The 14,699-nt window shown below is 66.7% G+C and carries 18 protein-coding genes and 1 pseudogene; 10 read left to right on the forward strand and 9 right to left on the reverse strand.

All coding sequences use genetic code 11. From position 1 onward, the window contains the following. The first annotated feature begins 2 nt into the window (after positions 1-2). From LTA6_RS05000 to LTA6_RS05010, 3 genes are all read left to right on the forward strand, one after another. Positions 3-515, forward strand: a complete 513-nt coding sequence (locus LTA6_RS05000; protein ID WP_407358807.1) for a hypothetical protein — start codon at positions 3-5, stop codon at positions 513-515. A gap of 213 nt (positions 516-728) precedes the next feature. Continuing rightward, positions 729-1,184 carry a hypothetical protein gene (locus LTA6_RS05005; protein ID WP_407358808.1) on the forward strand — a complete coding sequence of 152 codons (456 nt, stop codon included), beginning with the start codon at positions 729-731 and terminating at the stop codon, positions 1,182-1,184. Positions 1,185-1,186: 2 nt separating this feature from the next. Next, entirely contained in the window at positions 1,187-1,609 is a 423-nt protein-coding gene (locus tag LTA6_RS05010) for a hypothetical protein (protein WP_363550420.1), read from the forward strand. A 179-nt stretch (positions 1,610-1,788) separates the two neighbouring features. Here LTA6_RS05010 and LTA6_RS05015 read toward each other — a convergent pair whose 3' ends face one another. The 3 genes and pseudogenes from LTA6_RS05015 to LTA6_RS05025 all read right to left on the reverse strand — a co-directional run. After that, positions 1,789-2,349, reverse strand: a complete 561-nt coding sequence (locus LTA6_RS05015) for an ImmA/IrrE family metallo-endopeptidase (RefSeq protein ID WP_407358809.1) — start codon at positions 2,347-2,349, stop codon at positions 1,789-1,791. Between the two features lie 24 nt (positions 2,350-2,373). After that, positions 2,374-2,601, reverse strand: coding sequence for a hypothetical protein (locus LTA6_RS05020; RefSeq protein WP_407359306.1), 228 nt, complete (start codon positions 2,599-2,601; stop codon positions 2,374-2,376). Between the two features lie 21 nt (positions 2,602-2,622). Then, positions 2,623-2,727, reverse strand: a pseudogene (locus LTA6_RS05025) (hypothetical protein); the annotation flags it as partial. A 93-nt stretch (positions 2,728-2,820) separates the two neighbouring features. Here LTA6_RS05025 and LTA6_RS05030 point away from each other — a divergent pair. Both LTA6_RS05030 and LTA6_RS05035 read left to right on the forward strand, forming a co-directional pair. After that, complete coding sequence (locus LTA6_RS05030; protein WP_407358810.1) at positions 2,821-3,084, forward strand: multiubiquitin domain-containing protein; 264 nt, start codon at positions 2,821-2,823, stop codon at positions 3,082-3,084. A 408-nt stretch (positions 3,085-3,492) separates the two neighbouring features. Further along, positions 3,493-4,926 carry a ThiF family adenylyltransferase gene (locus LTA6_RS05035; protein WP_407358811.1) on the forward strand — a complete coding sequence of 478 codons (1,434 nt, stop codon included), beginning with the start codon at positions 3,493-3,495 and terminating at the stop codon, positions 4,924-4,926. Between the two features lie 177 nt (positions 4,927-5,103). Here LTA6_RS05035 and LTA6_RS05040 read toward each other — a convergent pair whose 3' ends face one another. Next, complete coding sequence (locus tag LTA6_RS05040) at positions 5,104-6,033, reverse strand: NADP-dependent oxidoreductase (protein WP_407358812.1); 930 nt, start codon at positions 6,031-6,033, stop codon at positions 5,104-5,106. A 90-nt stretch (positions 6,034-6,123) separates the two neighbouring features. Here LTA6_RS05040 and LTA6_RS05045 point away from each other — a divergent pair, with 90 nt between their 5' ends. Then, positions 6,124-6,624, forward strand: a complete 501-nt coding sequence (locus LTA6_RS05045) for a MarR family transcriptional regulator (protein WP_341976453.1) — start codon at positions 6,124-6,126, stop codon at positions 6,622-6,624. 135 nt (positions 6,625-6,759) lie between these two features. Here LTA6_RS05045 and LTA6_RS05050 read toward each other — a convergent pair whose 3' ends face one another. The 3 genes from LTA6_RS05050 to LTA6_RS05060 all read right to left on the reverse strand — a co-directional run bounded on the left by LTA6_RS05050 (position 6,760) and on the right by LTA6_RS05060 (position 9,116). Continuing rightward, on the reverse strand, positions 6,760-7,524 hold the full coding sequence (locus LTA6_RS05050) for a 3-keto-5-aminohexanoate cleavage protein (RefSeq protein WP_407358813.1): 765 nt from the start codon (positions 7,522-7,524) through the stop codon (positions 6,760-6,762). Continuing rightward, complete coding sequence (locus tag LTA6_RS05055) at positions 7,514-8,437, reverse strand: hypothetical protein (RefSeq protein WP_407358814.1); 924 nt, start codon at positions 8,435-8,437, stop codon at positions 7,514-7,516. The genes LTA6_RS05050 and LTA6_RS05055 overlap by 11 nt, the downstream gene beginning before the upstream one ends. A 64-nt stretch (positions 8,438-8,501) precedes the next feature. After that, positions 8,502-9,116, reverse strand: a complete 615-nt coding sequence (locus LTA6_RS05060; protein WP_407358815.1) for a MerR family transcriptional regulator — start codon at positions 9,114-9,116, stop codon at positions 8,502-8,504. Between the two features lie 72 nt (positions 9,117-9,188). Here LTA6_RS05060 and LTA6_RS05065 point away from each other — a divergent pair, with 72 nt between their 5' ends. Continuing rightward, positions 9,189-9,716 carry a DUF4188 domain-containing protein gene (locus LTA6_RS05065; RefSeq protein WP_407358816.1) on the forward strand — a complete coding sequence of 176 codons (528 nt, stop codon included), beginning with the start codon at positions 9,189-9,191 and terminating at the stop codon, positions 9,714-9,716. Positions 9,717-9,845: 129 nt separating this feature from the next. Here LTA6_RS05065 and LTA6_RS05070 read toward each other — a convergent pair whose 3' ends face one another. After that, positions 9,846-10,418 carry a TetR/AcrR family transcriptional regulator gene (locus LTA6_RS05070; RefSeq protein WP_407358817.1) on the reverse strand — a complete coding sequence of 191 codons (573 nt, stop codon included), beginning with the start codon at positions 10,416-10,418 and terminating at the stop codon, positions 9,846-9,848. Between the two features lie 72 nt (positions 10,419-10,490). Between LTA6_RS05070 and LTA6_RS05075 the strand changes: the two genes are divergently transcribed. After that, on the forward strand, positions 10,491-11,486 hold the full coding sequence (locus LTA6_RS05075; protein ID WP_407358818.1) for an SDR family NAD(P)-dependent oxidoreductase: 996 nt from the start codon (positions 10,491-10,493) through the stop codon (positions 11,484-11,486). Between the two features lie 23 nt (positions 11,487-11,509). On the opposite strand, the gene LTA6_RS05080 is transcribed toward LTA6_RS05075, so the two are convergent. Continuing rightward, entirely contained in the window at positions 11,510-12,106 is a 597-nt protein-coding gene (locus LTA6_RS05080; RefSeq protein WP_407358819.1) for a TetR/AcrR family transcriptional regulator, read from the reverse strand. A gap of 138 nt (positions 12,107-12,244) precedes the next feature. On the opposite strand from LTA6_RS05080, the gene LTA6_RS05085 reads away from it, so the two are divergent. Both LTA6_RS05085 and LTA6_RS05090 read left to right on the forward strand, forming a co-directional pair. Continuing rightward, positions 12,245-13,810 carry an APC family permease gene (locus tag LTA6_RS05085; protein ID WP_407358820.1) on the forward strand — a complete coding sequence of 522 codons (1,566 nt, stop codon included), beginning with the start codon at positions 12,245-12,247 and terminating at the stop codon, positions 13,808-13,810. Positions 13,811-13,812: 2 nt separating this feature from the next. Continuing rightward, positions 13,813-14,688, forward strand: a complete 876-nt coding sequence (locus tag LTA6_RS05090; RefSeq protein WP_407358821.1) for a carbon-nitrogen hydrolase family protein — start codon at positions 13,813-13,815, stop codon at positions 14,686-14,688. Positions 14,689-14,699 lie beyond the last annotated feature (11 nt).

The following is a 14,699-nucleotide window of genomic DNA, read 5'->3' on the forward strand; positions in this document are numbered from 1 at the left end:
TCATGGAGGTCAAGCGATACACACTGCTCGCGGCGGTGGCACTAGCAGTGGGTCTGCTCACCGGGTGCGCCGCCGTGGATCCCCGCGGGATAGCCGAAGAAAGACTGAGTGACAGCGTGGCGACGTCCGTTGCAGCCATGGCGGAAGTTGTCGCGACCGCATCCGACGACGCGGCCCTCGTCGCGACGGACTACACAACCGTCGCCAGTAGCCAACTCCTGTCGGGTCTCACGGAGCAGCCCGAAGGCGGGGCGACAGACACTCTGTACTGCTTGGACCGCGTCGACGACGAGATCACGGCGTGCGTTTTCTACCCCATGGATGTCGACATACCCTCCGGGCTCGATGGCTTCTATGCGAGTGTCTACGGATGCGCCGAACTGTCAGGCATCCCGGGTAGCCGCGATATCACGGTGAAGGACACGGAGTGCCCGCAGGAGCTGGTCAATTGGTTCTCCGAACGGTCCTCCGTCGAGGTTCCCGACGCAGTATCCATCGCGGCCTTCGACGACTGACCTCGCACCGTCGTCTACGCCGGTCGCGTCATCGCCGGCCCTGGAGCATCCAGGCCAAAAGGACCCGATACTCCGGTCAAACACTCGACACAGAGATTTCATCGACAAACCGATTGTCTTGTCCCAAGCGAGTTGACAAACTGGGGGCTTGCGCCGATTCCGTCGGGATTCTCCCGGCCGGGTGGCAGGCGCCGATACCTGAAATGGGGATCCATGGGCCTCTTCGATCGCATGAAGGACAAAGCCACCGGCGGGCAGGACTGGGCCGCGCAGGCTGCGGCGGCGCAGGAACTCGCCAATCAGCATCTGCGCGACGCCGGCTACACCGACGGTTCTCCCGTCACCATGGCGAACGCCGGAAGCGTCGGCGCCGACTTGTATGCCGACCGCGAGGTACTCACCGCCTACGGCAATGAACTGAACCGGATCATCGCCATCGGCCACAGCGGCACCTCGGTCATTCGCTCAGCTGTCGACACCGGTGAACGCATTTCGGGCAACCCGTGGTTCCAGCTCGAGGTGGAAGTGACCCTCGCCGGTGGCGCGCCGTACGTCGTGTCGAAGCGCGAGATGGTGGCACCGATGTTCATCGCCAACTACGCGGTGGGAAGCACGCACGACGTCAAGGTCGATCCGGCCGACGCCCAGAACATCGCCTTCACGAGCTGAGCATGGGCATCTTCGGCGACATCGGTCGTTTGATGAAGGCCGGTGCGAAGCAGACCATGAACACCGACTATGCGGCGAACCTCAAGCATTCGGCCGACCTCGCCGAGCAGTACACGGCCTACGACCCGAACGCCCCGCACGGCACGCACGGAGCCGCCACGGCCAATCCCTTCGCGAACATGGCCGCGTTTGAGACCATGCTTCGAGGCTCCGGCACGGTGGTGAGCCTTGCGCCCACCGGCGCTGTTGTCGAGACCACGCCGATCTATGCCGTGGAGCTCGATCTCAAGCTCGAGGGCCAGGACGCCTACCGCACGAGCTACCAGACGCTGATCGCCGACGGCGCTCTGTCGAACTGGCAGCCGGGGTCGGTTCTGCCCTTTCGCGTTTCACCCACGGATCCGCATTCGTTGATGCTCGGCTGATCCTCACAGGTGCAGTAGTTCAGGCGGGATGCTGCGGTGCCGTCCGAGGAGGACGCCGCTACGTTGGCCGCATGCAGCGCGATCCTCCCGGTCTACAGATGGGTCCCAGATCGCTCTTGGGCAGGGGTTCCTCCCCTTCATGTGTCTCTAGACGACGTGTATCCGCTCCGCGTAGTCCCTCACCGAGTCGCTGTTCGGGCACGCCGGAGGGCACCCGTCATGTTGATCCGCCAAGAGATCATGTCCTGACTCACTCCGAACTGCGCGGCGATGGCATCGTGAGGCTTGCCCCTTCGGAGGGCCGCTACGAGCCCCCTCTCATGGACGAGGAGCGCGCCAGCCATCCACTGGGCTTGGTCCTCCATGACCTGATCCCAATCTCGGCACCCCGATCCGTCCAACGCGGGAGCTGCTTCATGGAGGAGTAGTCCGTGGCCGAGTTCGTGGCAGATGTTGCTTGCCTGGCGGGCGGGCGAATGGGAGTCATTGTGGATCACCACCCGGGCAGACCCCGCGAACACTGTGACTGCTGAAAAGGCAGACTGCTCGCTGACCAGAAAGAGGTCCGTGGCCGTCGGGGCGGCATTGCGGAGGTCGGACAGCGGCCACACCGGGATCGCGAGGTGCTCAGCGAGTACCAGCGGATCGAGTCGATCCCACGGCCGCAGCCCAAGTTCCTCCCGTGTGGCATACGCCAGATCGGTGACATGCTTCTTGACGAAACCGGCGTCCGTTCCCATTTCGAATCCCTCGCGCCTGGGTGCCTATTTGGAGCGCAGCTGCCGATATGAGGCCGCGATGATGCTCTCAAGAGCCTGCGCTGCGTCAGCAGACAGGTTCTTGTCGGACCTGAGGTAGGTGGAGATCATCGCCATCGTCTCCGGTTTTTCTCCCGCCTCGCCGGTCCGCAAAACGAAGTCATCGGCCTTCAAGTTGCTCCAGCTGATGAGTGCCGCAAGCCCGTCCACGTCAGGCCGCTTGCCCTGCGCCATCCGAGTCAGTGTTGACGCGCTAACTCCCGCTGCCTCTGCAACCTGTTTCCACGTCAGACCTCGCCCCTCTCGCGTCTGATTTAGCGCCGCGTAGAAGGCGCCCGCATCAAAAGATCCCCTGGCCATCGACACTCCTTAATTTGACTCTCGCAACCGTGTGCTAAAATTGCATTTGACTCTCGCAATCGCACTGAGTCGAAACTATAGCAAGGAGCAGCGATGAAAACCCTCACCCCCACGGAAGATGCCAAGATTCGCACCGTCGAGATCACCGTAAACCGCCGCCCTGTCGCGCTGGATGACAAGCACGTCACCGGTCTCGAGATCAAGCAGGCCGCCATCGCGCAGGGCGTGCCGATCGAGCTTTCATTCCAGCTGTCCGAGAAGAAGGGCAAGCACCTCAAGCCCGTCGCCGATACCGACACCGTTGCCGTCAAGACCGGGGACGAGTTCCGCGCGGTTGCTGGCGACGACAACTCCTGAGATGGCCGTTACTCCAGAGGTGCAAGAGGCCTTCGAGGAGCTGACTGCCTCCTTTCCGGACGCGACCATAACTCACCACGAGGATGGGCAGGGCGGAGCGTTCGTGCGCGTAGACCCGCTACCGCTGGGGAAGGGCTACTCTGTCCCGTCCTCGTGGATGGGGTTTCACCTGACCATGAATTACCCGGAGGCGCAGGTCTACCCCCACTACTGCGTGCCGGGCCTCACCCGCAGCAATGGAACTCCGTTGCTGCCGGACGAGGGCTTCCAACAGACCGAGTGGACTCCGACCGGGAAGGAAGAGCACAAGGAGCCCGCTACTCAGATCTCCCGTAGCAGCAACCGGTGGGATCCCGCTCACGATTCTGCTGCGTCGAAGCTGCACCGCGTGCTCGAATGGCTACAGTCATGACCCAGACATGGTCGGTACGGATGACCTCGCAGGACTGGAGAGCGCTACACGCTCATCTCTTCCCCGGCGACCGTGACGAGCACGCTGCCATCCTGCGCTGCGGCATTGCCCGCACGCCTCGAGGTACGCGGCTGCTGGTGCACGATATCGTCTATGCCCGAGACGGAGTCGACTACATTCCCGGCGACCGCGGATATCGCAAGCTCACTCCGCGCTTCGTAGCCGAAACTGCTGAATCGTGCGCCGACGACGAGCTGATCTACCTCGCCGTGCACTGCCACGGCGGCACCACCGAGGTCTCCTTCTCGGAGATAGACCTTGCCTCCCATGCCCGCGGCTATCCAGCACTGATTGACATCACACAGCAACCCGTCGGCGCCCTCGTGTTCGCCGATCGAGCCGTCGCCGGCGACATCTGGCTGCCCTCCGGAGAGCAAGTAGCAATCGACCACCTGCAAGTCGTCGGACGACCCCAGATTCGTCTCCGCGACGCACCAGACCCAATGGTGACGGCCGACTCTGGATACGACCGGCAAGCGCGCATCTTCGGGGACAGGGGCCAAGATACCCTCGCGGGCCAGCGAGTGGCGATCATCGGACTGGGCGGTGCGGGATCGCTCATCAACGAGTACCTTGCGCGATTGGGTGTCGGAGAACTCATCCTCGTCGATCCTGACCGTGTAGACGCCACCAACTTGCCCCGCCTCGTCGGGGCTCGCCGCGCGGACGCTATGACGTGGCTCACGGCCGACCGCTGCCCCGGGTGGTTGCGAGCTCTCGGGAAGAGGCTGTCGACTCCAAAGGTCAAGATCGCCGCCCGTGTTGCACGCCAGGCATCAGCAAAGGTGTCCATCACTTCGTTCTTCGACGACGTTCTCGAGCCCCATATCGGCGAGCTACTCACCGGATGCGATCACATTTTCCTAGCTGCCGACTCCCACTCCGCGAGACGGCTGGTCGATGTGCTCACTCATCAGTACTTCATCCCATCCACTCAAGTCGGGGCGAAGGTGACTCTCGACAAGGCCAACGGCGCGGTTGTCGACGTTTTTTCGGCGGTAAGGGCCAGCGTTCCCGGAGCGGGATGTCTTCGATGTAACCAACTCATTAGCCCACTCCTCTTGCAGGAAGAAGGCAAGAGCCCGACTGAGCGCCGGCGGCAGCGATACCTCGATGACGACGACGTACCGGCACCGAGCGTCATCACGCTCAACGCCGTCAGTGCTGCCCACGCCGTCAACGACTGGATGATGAGCCTCACGAGTCTTACGTACGACACCGTGTCGCCGGAACACTGGGAGACGTTCCATCCCCTCGACGACGAACATCTGGTCTATGCCCAGCGGCGAGACCCCGAGTGCACCAACTGCGGTCCCAGCCGCTATGGCCGGGGAGACGCAAAGCGCCTTCCCATCAAGGTTCGCGGCTGAGGAGGGGGCTTCAGACATCACCGAAGCCGTCGGGAACCGTTCGCGACACTCTCCGCCGACTTCATGAGAATCCGACCGGTTTTCATGAGATCAGACAAGCCGGCGATCGTCCAGCAGGTCACCCTCGCCGAGAACGGACGAGGGTGACCACGCTCGACTGCATCGGACGTCGCCGAGTCAAGGGATCACGATGACCTTGCCCGAGATCCGCCCCTGCGCCGCCTCGGCGTGGAGCGCCCTCAGTTCGGTCAGCGGAATCCGACGCGTGACCTCCACGCGCAGATCGCCGCTGTCGACGAGCGACACCAGCTCGGCGAGCTTCTCGGCGTCGCTGCGCACGTAGACCACGACCGAGCGCACGTTGCGCTCGGCGTCGTCGGGAGCAGGCATCCACGCGGTGGTGCTCACGACGACTCCCCCGGATCGCACGAGACTCACCAAGGCGGTGAACTCGGCCGGCTCGATGGGCGCGAGGTTGAGCAGGAGATCCACGGGTTCGGCGACCGCGTCGAGCACGTCGGTCTCGGTGTGGTCGATGATCTCGTCGGCACCTGCTGCGCGGACGGCATCTGCACTCCGGGGACTCGCTGTGGCGATGACATACGCGCCCGCACGCTTGGCCAGAGCGATCGCGTACTTGCCGACGACACCACCGGCGCCGACGATGAGCACGCGCTGGCCGGCCTCGAGGCGGCCGTCGTCGAACAGCGCCTGCCGGGCGGTCAGCGCGACGGACGGGAACGCGGCGGCATCCGCGAGCGGGACGCGGGTGGGCGCCGGCACGAGTGCGTCCACCGGTGCGAGCACATACTCTGCCGCACCGCCGTCTTCGCCCATCGGCAGGAAACCGATCACGGCGTCACCCAGCGCAAAGCCCTCGACGCCCTCGCCGATCGCGTCGACAGTGCCGGACACGTCGTACCCCGGCACGTGCGGCAGCGTCAGAGGAATCGGCAGGAACCCTGCGCGCATGCCGTTGTCGGCGGCACTGAATGCGGATGCTGCGACGCGCACTCGCACCTGCCCTGACGCCGGGACCGGTTGCTCGATCTCCTCGAACTGGAGCACCTCGGGGCCGCCCACTTCGTGGAACCGTACTGCCTTCATGACTTGTCCTCTCATCGGGTGCTTCGAATTCGAAGCAATAGTCCGAATGTAGCACTGCTTCGAATTTGAAGCAACACGTATACTGGACTCATGACGACACCCGCCCCGCAGCTCACCCCGCAGGAGCTCGCCGCCTACTTCGCGTTCACCGAGGTGAGCAGCCTGCTGCGGCACGCGGTCGAGACGCAGCTGCGCGAGGTCGGAAAGCTCAGCTACGTGCAGTTCCAACTGCTCGCGCGACTCGGCGACGCCGCGGATGGCAGCCAGCGGATGACCGACCTGGCGGACGGCGTCGTCTACAGCCGCAGCGGCTTGACGTACCAGGCGCAGCTGCTCGAGGGGCGCGGGCTGATCACGCGCGCACCCTCGCCCGACGACGAACGCAGCACCATCGTGACGATCACCGACGAAGGCCGCGCGGTTCTGGCAGCTGTGTTCCCTGGACACATCGAGGTCGTCAGCAGCATGCTCTTCGCGTCACTGGAGGAGGGCGATGTCGACACCCTCGCGCGGGTGATGACACAGGTGAGCGGGCATCTGCGCGCCAACCCGCCGCGATCCGCGGCGCCGAGGCGCACGAAGAAGGGCTGAGTCCGCCGGCGCCGAGGCCCTCGCTTCTGTTGGTTGCCGCGTTGCTTACCAACACTTATGGCACTAAGTGTTGGTAAGGAGTTCGCTTCAGCGAACTGGATCGAAGACAGGGTGCGGTGCCGAACAAGGCGCGGCTCAGCCCACCGACATCCGCCCCATCGCCACCCGCACCATCGCCGCGTTGTCGGAGGCGATCCGGCCATCGGGCAGGGTCAGGGTGTCCTCGAGCCCGATCCGCGTGTCCAGACCCAGCTCGACGGCGAGGTCGAATGCCGGCCAAGTCGAGCGCTCCTCGCCGTGCAGCAGGATCGGAATGCTCGGCTCCTCGCCGACGACATGTGCGATCAGCCCTTCGGCGTGGTCACGCACCGTCTTCGCCGACTCATCCGGCAGCTCGACCAGCACGCGCAGGCATTCGCCGCGCACGGGCGAGCGACGCCAGGCCTCCAGCCCTGCGCCACCCCAGATCCCCGCCTCGATGCGGACGCCTCGGCTGAGCAGCAACGCCGCCACCTCGTCGGCCTTGGTTTCGTGCCAGTTGACCGACGCGTAGTCGGGAAGTTCCGTCCACCCGGCGATCGCCGCCAGTCGACGCTCGACGTCGGGTTCGGCCCAGGCTCCGGTCGTCACGCCGACCCGCACGCCGGGGCATGCCGCTCGCATCGCGCGCACCCACCGTGCGACATCGTCGCCGGCGAGACTGTCGCGGGCCGCGGCATCCTTCGGGTGCACATGGATCTCCTGCGCACCCAGCCCGATCGCCCGCGCGGCATCGTCGGCGACGACCGTCGCGTCTGCACTCAGCCACGGATGCTGCACCGCATCACGCGCGCCGTTGACACAGACCTGCAGCATCCTGTTCCGATCCGCGCCGGAGCCCATCAGCCGATCAGGCGTCATCGGCCTCACGCGCCGCGCCCCGCCCGACCAGCATCCGCACCACCGTTCCCACGACCCCGATCACGAGCGCGACCGCCGTCGGCAACCAGATCTCCTGCAGCACCAACGGGAACACCTCCATCGACGCCTTCGCCATCTCGACGACATCGCCCTTCAGCACACGCATCCCGAGTCCGTACTGGATCGCCGTGAACAGCGCCGGCACGACCCACAGCGCCAGCAGCGCCACGGCCCACACGATGATCCGCCAGAGCGGACGCACGCCGCACCACACGAGCGCCGCCCCGACGATCACGGCCGGCAGCCAGTAGACCAGGGTCGACAGGAACTCCGGTGGACTGACCTCACCGGTGAACGCGACGACCCACCGGGCGACCCAGCTCGCGAACGGCACCGCGGCGAGCGCGACGCCGAGCGAGACCACGCCCACCGAACGCCTCGACGTCATCACGAACCCCAGCTGCGCCATGAGCATGGCGGCGATGCTGCCGGCGAGCATCCCGGCGAAGTAGAGCCACGCCCGCGCATCCCCGCCGTCGGCGATCCCCAGGCCCTCAGCGAGAACCCCGAAGGACTGCACGACGGCGATCAGATGCACCAGCAACACTCCCAGCGCGCCCGGCCACGCCGCGAGCCCTCGTCCCCGCGCCAGGAAATGCACCGCGAGTCCGGAGAACACCCCGCCGAGCAGCACGAGCGAGAACAGCAGGGTCGCGTAGTACTGACTGAGCGGCAGCAGGGCGAATGGCATGTCTTCGGGCAGCGTCGCCGTCGCCCAGAGGTTCTGCAACGGCAGCTGTCCGCCGCCGACCAGCCATGGCAGCAGGCCCAGGATGCCGCCGGCGATACCGATCACGAACGACAGGATGCCCGGGCGGCGCTTCGTGGCCACGACAGCGGATTCGTCAGTCATGGGGACACCGTGTCACAGGATGCCGGATGCCGCCGGTTGGCGCGGCGGAGAGCCCGTTCCGCGGTCAGGCGTCCACGCCGCCGAACCTCTCGGCCGACGCGACCTGCTGCGCCACGCGCCGGAGGGCCAGCAGCAGCGGCTCGACGAGCACCGAGCCGAGCACCACGTACCGCACCGCGGCCTCGGCCGACTCGGTCGGCACGCCAGCGACCTCCGCGTCGGCGATCTGGCGGATGCTCTTCAGGTGCACCGGCATCACGTCGACCGGCACCTCGAACCCGGCGCGCTCGAGCGCCTGCAGCGCACGAGCGACGGCATACAGCACGGCGTCGTCGCACATCCCCGGCTTCCACCCCAGCCCGGCCACCAGCCGCTGCGTCTCGGTGAGATCCAGGCTCTCGTCGACGGGCGGAGTGATGGCGGCGTGGGCCGTGCCCAGCAGATCGTGCGCGTTCGCCGGCGGGTTGTCGAGAGCATCCAGCACCCGTCGGGTCTCGGCGATGCTCACTCCGGAATCGAGCAGTGCGCGGATGACGCGCAGCCGCTGCGCGTGCACCTCGCCATACGCGGCTTGCGTGGGCGCGCTCCGCTCGCCTTCGGGGAGCAACCCCTCGCGCAGGTAGTACTTGATCGTCGGCACGGTCACACCGGTCTGCGCCGACAGTTCGGAAATTCTCATCGCCACCTCTTGACATCGATAGTAGCGCTATCCATTATGGATAGTGGAACTATCCATTGAGAGAAGGATCCCATGTCCCGAGTCATCACCGGACGCATGACCCATCGCTACGACGGCGAGCTGGTCGTGTTCCACATCGGAATGCAGATCAACCGCTGGTGGCGTCCGGATCTGTGGATGCCCGCATTCCTTGCCATGCCCCGGATGCTCCGCGAGCTCGCCACCGACAAGGAGTCAGGCTTCCTCGGCTACGAGCTGCTGCTCGGTGGCGGCGGGCCGTACGTCGTGCAGTACTGGTCATCGATCGACAAGCTCTACGCCTACGCATCAAGCCCATCCCAGGAGCACCGCCCGGCATGGACGCGCTTCAACAAGGCGGCCCGCAAGGCCCCTGGCGCCGTCGGCATCTGGCACGAGACGTTTCTCGTCGAGCGCGCCGAGAGCATCTACGTCTCGACGAAGCAGATGGGTCTGCCCAAGGCGACCGAGCTCGTCGAGGTCGGTCGCAAGCAGGATCGTGCGCGGGCCCGCTTCGACAGTGGACGCACGGCGGTTACACCTCGGGAACCCGTCGCGCGCCAGGCATCCGTCTCTCCGTAGGGCCCGCACGCCCCGCTCGGACTTGTGCGCTTCCCTCGGCCATATTTCGGGAATCTGACCGAGGGAAGCGCACTTGGCCGAGCCAAGCGCACGCCCGACCAGGCCGCGATCCAGCGCAGGCGGCGGATGCTACGCCGCGGCGATCCCGCGCAGCAGCACGTCGACGGTGGCATCGACCCGCTCCGCCGTGAACGGCCGACCGAGGAGCGCAGCGTACGACGCCATCGCGACGAACTGGTCGGCGATGACCTCGGCATCCGCATCCGCCCGCACGTCACCCGCCACCTTCGCGCGCTCGATGCGCTCGACGATCCAGGCGATGATCGGGCCGGCGAGCCGCTGGTTCAGCGCCTCGCCCAGCTGCGGATCGGTCGCCGTAATCGCGATCAGCGCCCGCGCGAGCGCCGTGTTCTCGGCACTGCCCACGTGGGTCGTCATCTGCTTCACCCAGGCACGCAGGTCGCGGGCCAGGTCATCCGTCGTCGGCAGCGAGACGTCAGCCCCCGGCAGCTCGCCCTCGAGCAGCGCCTCACCGAGGATCGCCGCCTTCGACGGCCACCACCGGTAGATGGTCTGCTTCGAGACATCCGCCTCCGCCGCGAGCCCCTCGATCGTCACCGCGTCGTACCCTTCGGCACTGAGCGCGCGCCGCATCGCCGCCAGCACCGACTGGCGCGCTTTCTCACTGCGAGGACGAGGCACCCTCTGAGCGTATCGAGGCGTACACTCGAACATAAGTAGACGCACCGTTGCGAAATGCCAGAAGGAGAGATCATGGCCCTCACTGCACAGTCCACCATCGGCGAATGGCTCGACGACGAGGTCGGCGGACCGATCGTCCGCGCCCTCTTCGCGCAGACCGGCGCCGACCCCGAACTCCTCACGCCGGTTCTCGGACTGCCGCTGCAGCAGCTCGTGGTCCTGAGCCAGGGCGCCATGCCGCAGTCGGTCGTCGACGACCTCGTGCGCGCCGCGAACGGCGGCGAGATTCCCACCGAATCCGGCACGACCGGTTGGGCCGAGCAGATCACGCCAGGGCGCTTCACCGGCAAGACGGTCATCGTCACCGGTGCTGCCTCCGGAATCGGCAGGGCCACGGCATCGCGCATCGCCCGCGAAGGCGGACGTGTGATCGCCGCAGACATCTCGGCCGAGAAGCTCGATGCCCTGAAGGCAGAGCTCCCCCAGATCACCGTTGTCGCCGGAGACCTCACCAAGCAGGACGCGATCGATGCGGTCGTCGCCACCGCGGGCGGGCGGATCGATGCCCTCGCGAACGTCGCCGGCATCAACGACGACTTCTCACCCGCCGGCGAGACCCCGGATGCCGTGTGGGACCGTGTCATCGCGATCAACCTCACGGCGCCGTTCAAGCTCATGCGGGCTGTGCTCCCGATCATGGAAGCAGCGGGTCGCGGGGCGATCCTCAACGTCTCCAGCGAGGCAGGTCTGCGCGGCAATGCCTCCGGCAACGCCTACACGGCCAGCAAGCACGGCATCGTCGGCGTCACGAAGTCCGCCGCATTCATGTACGGCCCCCGAGGCATCCGCGTGAACTCCGTCGCCCCCGGCGGCGTCGCCACCGGCATCCCGATGCCGCCGAACATGTCGGAGTACGGCTCCGGCCGTCTCGCCCCGTTCCAGCAGGCGATTCCGAGCGTCGCGACGGCCGAGCACCTGGCCGCATCGATCACGTTCCTGTTGTCGGATGACGCCGTGAACATCAACGGCGCGATCCTTGCCTCAGACGGCGGCTGGTCGGTGCAGTAGACGCACCGCGAGCCGCTCTCCACTCAACCGAGCTCGACGTCGAGCATCGACTCGGCCACGGAGCGGATGAGAGTCACGACCTCGTCGCGGGTCTTGGTGCCGGCGAGGATGTCCATCACGAGTCCGTCCTCGAGCGCGACGAGCGCCCAGGCCACCGCGTTGACGTCGAGCCGCGGTCGGAACACGCCGGTCGCCGCGCCGTCATCGAGGATCTGCCGGTAGATCTCGACCTGACGGCGGTCGAGCGCGTGATCGGCGTCGTTCAGAGCCGGGTCACGCAGACCGTACGACCAGAACTCGTAGAGGATCCGTGACTCGTCGCCGGCCAGGCCGCCCGTCGATCCCGCCTCGATCGCGGCGACGAGTCGCGCCGCCGGGTCGACGGCCGTCGCCACCGCCGTGCGGATCGTCTCGATGAACCGGTCGCTCGCCGCGAACACCAACTCGCGCACGAGGTCGTCGAGTCCGTCGAAGTAATAGAGCACCCCGGACGGCTCCATACCGGCAGCGGTCGCGATCGCGCGCAGCGTCGTGCCGGCAGCACCCTCGTGGACGGCGACGCCGCGCGCCGCGTCGAGGATCGCGAGACGTCGCTCGGCGCTGCGGTTGGGTCGGGCCATCCGCCCATTCTGCCTGACCGGTCGCCGTCCACGACGCCGGTCGGGCAAATCTGAACGCAATTCAAAGAAACCCTTGACGCGGCTCGGTTGAGTTGTTTGAATGCAGTTCAAGAAACTGCATCCGTCAAGGGAGACTCGATGAACCCGAACTCTGTCCGCACCGGCGAATCCGCCGGGCGCCTTTCGCACCCACCCGACAAAGGCCTCCGGCCGAACGCCCTCGGGCTCGGCCGAATCGTGGCCCTCGGGCTCGCCGCCGTCGCCCCCGCCTACAGCCTGGCCGTCACCCTCGGCTACGTCGTCGATGCCGTCGGCGTGCACACGCCCTCCGCCTTCCTCCTCGGCTTCGTGCCGATCCTCTTCACGGCCTTCGCATTCCGCGACCTGAATCGCGCCATGCCCGACTGCGGTGGTGTCTTCGTGTGGATATCCCGGGCCCTCGGGCCCACCGCCGGCTGGTTCTTCGGTGGGTGGGTGCCGCAGGTGGCCACCTTCATCGCGACCGCCGCCCTCGCGCAGGTCGCCGCCACGTATCTCCTCATCGCCGTCGGGCTCGACGCACTCGCTCAGAATCCGGTCGTCGTGGTCTCCCTCGCCGTGGGCTTCATCGCGCTGAGCGCCGCCGTGGCCGTACGCGGCATCGAGTTGGCGGCCTGGGTGCAGTACGCGCTCATCGCCCTGCAGATCGTCGCGATCGGCGGATTCTGCATCGGCGCAGTCAGCGCCATCACCGCCGGCACCGCCCCGTCGACGGGCCCCGCCCCCAGCCTCGACTGGTTGAACCCCTTCGCCCTCGGCGACCCCTCCGGACTCGTCGCCGGCGTGATCCTCTGCCTCTTCATCTACTGGGGCTGGGATGCTCTGATCTCGGTGAACGAAGAGACGACCGATCGCTCCAAGACGCCGGGCCGCGCCGTCGTGATCTCCACCGTCATCCTCCTGGTTCTGTACTGCGGCGCCTCGATCGCGGCGATCGGCTACGGCGGAGTCGACCTCATCACCTCCGATGCCGCCATCGACGACACCCTCTCGGTGCTCGGGACGCAGGCGACGGGAGAGGTGTTCGGCCGGGTGATCACCGTAGCGATCGGACTGTCGGCTCTTGCCGCGCTGTTCACCGTCGCGGTGAGCACGCCGCGCGGATGGCTCAGCATGGCGACCTATAAGGCCCTGCCGCCATCGATCGCCAAGGTGCACCCGACGCACCGGACCCCGAACACCGCCACGTGGTGGTGGGCGGGAATCAGCGCGGCCGCCGTCGTCGTGCTCACCCTCATCTCGGCCGATTTCATCGGGCTGGCGATCCTCGCCATCGGCGTGCTCGTCGCCGCGTACTACGCGGTCACCGCGATCGCCGCCGTGGTCTACTTCGCGCCCGAGCTTCGCCGCAACCCGCGTCGCCTCGTCGTCGCGGGCATCCTGCCGCTTCTCGGCGCCCTCCTCATGATCGTCGCCCTCGTCGCGAGCGCCATCGACATGGCAAGACCCGAGTACGTCGGAGAGCAGATCCTCGGAGTCGGCACGGTGTTCTGGATCGGCGTCGGAGCGCTCGTACTCGGCGTCGTCGTCACCCTTGCCGTGCGACCGCTCTTCCGCGAGTTCTTCAGCCGCCACACCATCCCGGTCGGCACCGTCCTGAGCGACGATTTCGTCGTCGCCGATCCTGCGGCATCCACCGTCCACCCCGAATCGAAGGAGCACTGACCGTGCGCACCCTGTCCATCGCCGCCATCCAGACCGCCGCCATCCACGGCGACCTCGACGCCACCTGGACGAGATTCGAGGCCCAGGTGCGCAAGGTGGTCGAGATCAGAGCCCATGTCGACCTCATCGTCGTTCCGGAGCTGCTGCTCGCCGCGCCGGGGCCGCTGCTGGTCGACGATCCCGAGTTCGATGAGCGCGCCGCGACCGCGATTCCCGGGCCCGTGACCGATCGGATCTGCGGGCTCGCCCGCGAACTCGGCGTGTGGTTGGTGCCCGGGTCGCTGGTGGAGCGAGGCGACGATGACCGGCTCTACAACACCGCGATCGCCGTCTCGCCCGAAGGCGACATCGTGGCGCGCTATCGCAAGCTCTTCCCGTGGCGTCCGTACGAGGAGCTCACGCCGGGACGGGACTTCACGACCTTCGACATCCCCGGTGTCGGCACGGTCGGACTCGCGATCTGCTTCGACGGCAGCTTTCCGGAGGTGGCGCGCCAGCTCGCCTGGCTCGGCGCCGAGGTGATCATCCAGCCGACGCTCACCACCACACGGGACCGCGAGATGGAGGTCGTGATGTCACGCGCGAACGCCTTCGCCAACCAGGTCTACGTCGTCAACGTGAACGGTGCCGCCCCCTCGGGCGTCGGCGAGAGCGTGTTCGTCGACCCCGAAGGCACCATCCTGCAGCGGGCATCGGGCGGCGACGAGGTGCTCTTCGCGGTGCTCGACCTCGACCGCGTCACCCAGGTGCGCGAGTACGGCACCTTCGGCCTCAACCGGCCATGGGCGCAACTCGCCGACCAGTGCGCTCTCGTCGAGTACCCGATGTTCGGCGGCGCGAAGTTCGTCGCTCCCGCGTGGGCCGAACCGATGGAGTGAGGGCGAAACCC

The sequence above is a fragment of the Microbacterium sp. LTA6 genome (genome assembly GCF_045690355.1).
Classification (GTDB): Bacteria; Actinomycetota; Actinomycetes; order Actinomycetales; family Microbacteriaceae; genus Microbacterium.

Bases quoted from the DNA above. Each gene is read 5' to 3' on its own strand.
- LTA6_RS05020 (WP_407359306.1), bottom strand. From the start codon at position 2,601: ATGGCGCAGGGCAAGCGGCCTGACGTGGACGGGCTTGCGGCACTCATC.
- LTA6_RS05055 (WP_407358814.1), bottom strand. From the start codon at position 8,437: ATGACTGACGAATCCGCTGTCGTGGCCACGAAGCGCCGCCCGGGCATC.
- LTA6_RS05080 (WP_407358819.1), bottom strand. From the start codon at position 12,106: ATGGCCCGACCCAACCGCAGCGCCGAGCGACGTCTCGCGATCCTCGAC.
- LTA6_RS05040 (WP_407358812.1), bottom strand. From the start codon at position 6,033: ATGAAGGCAGTACGGTTCCACGAAGTGGGCGGCCCCGAGGTGCTCCAG.
- LTA6_RS05050 (WP_407358813.1), bottom strand. From the start codon at position 7,524: ATGACGCCTGATCGGCTGATGGGCTCCGGCGCGGATCGGAACAGGATG.
- LTA6_RS05015 (WP_407358809.1), bottom strand. From the start codon at position 2,349: ATGGGAACGGACGCCGGTTTCGTCAAGAAGCATGTCACCGATCTGGCG.
- LTA6_RS05075 (WP_407358818.1), top strand. From the start codon at position 10,491: ATGGCCCTCACTGCACAGTCCACCATCGGCGAATGGCTCGACGACGAG.
- LTA6_RS05010 (WP_363550420.1), top strand. From the start codon at position 1,187: ATGGGCATCTTCGGCGACATCGGTCGTTTGATGAAGGCCGGTGCGAAG.
- LTA6_RS05045 (WP_341976453.1), top strand. From the start codon at position 6,124: ATGACGACACCCGCCCCGCAGCTCACCCCGCAGGAGCTCGCCGCCTAC.
- LTA6_RS05030 (WP_407358810.1), top strand. From the start codon at position 2,821: ATGAAAACCCTCACCCCCACGGAAGATGCCAAGATTCGCACCGTCGAG.
- LTA6_RS05005 (WP_407358808.1), top strand. From the start codon at position 729: ATGGGCCTCTTCGATCGCATGAAGGACAAAGCCACCGGCGGGCAGGAC.
- LTA6_RS05060 (WP_407358815.1), bottom strand. From the start codon at position 9,116: ATGAGAATTTCCGAACTGTCGGCGCAGACCGGTGTGACCGTGCCGACG.
- LTA6_RS05000 (WP_407358807.1), top strand. From the start codon at position 3: ATGGAGGTCAAGCGATACACACTGCTCGCGGCGGTGGCACTAGCAGTG.
- LTA6_RS05065 (WP_407358816.1), top strand. From the start codon at position 9,189: ATGTCCCGAGTCATCACCGGACGCATGACCCATCGCTACGACGGCGAG.
- LTA6_RS05085 (WP_407358820.1), top strand. From the start codon at position 12,245: ATGAACCCGAACTCTGTCCGCACCGGCGAATCCGCCGGGCGCCTTTCG.
- LTA6_RS05035 (WP_407358811.1), top strand. From the start codon at position 3,493: ATGACCCAGACATGGTCGGTACGGATGACCTCGCAGGACTGGAGAGCG.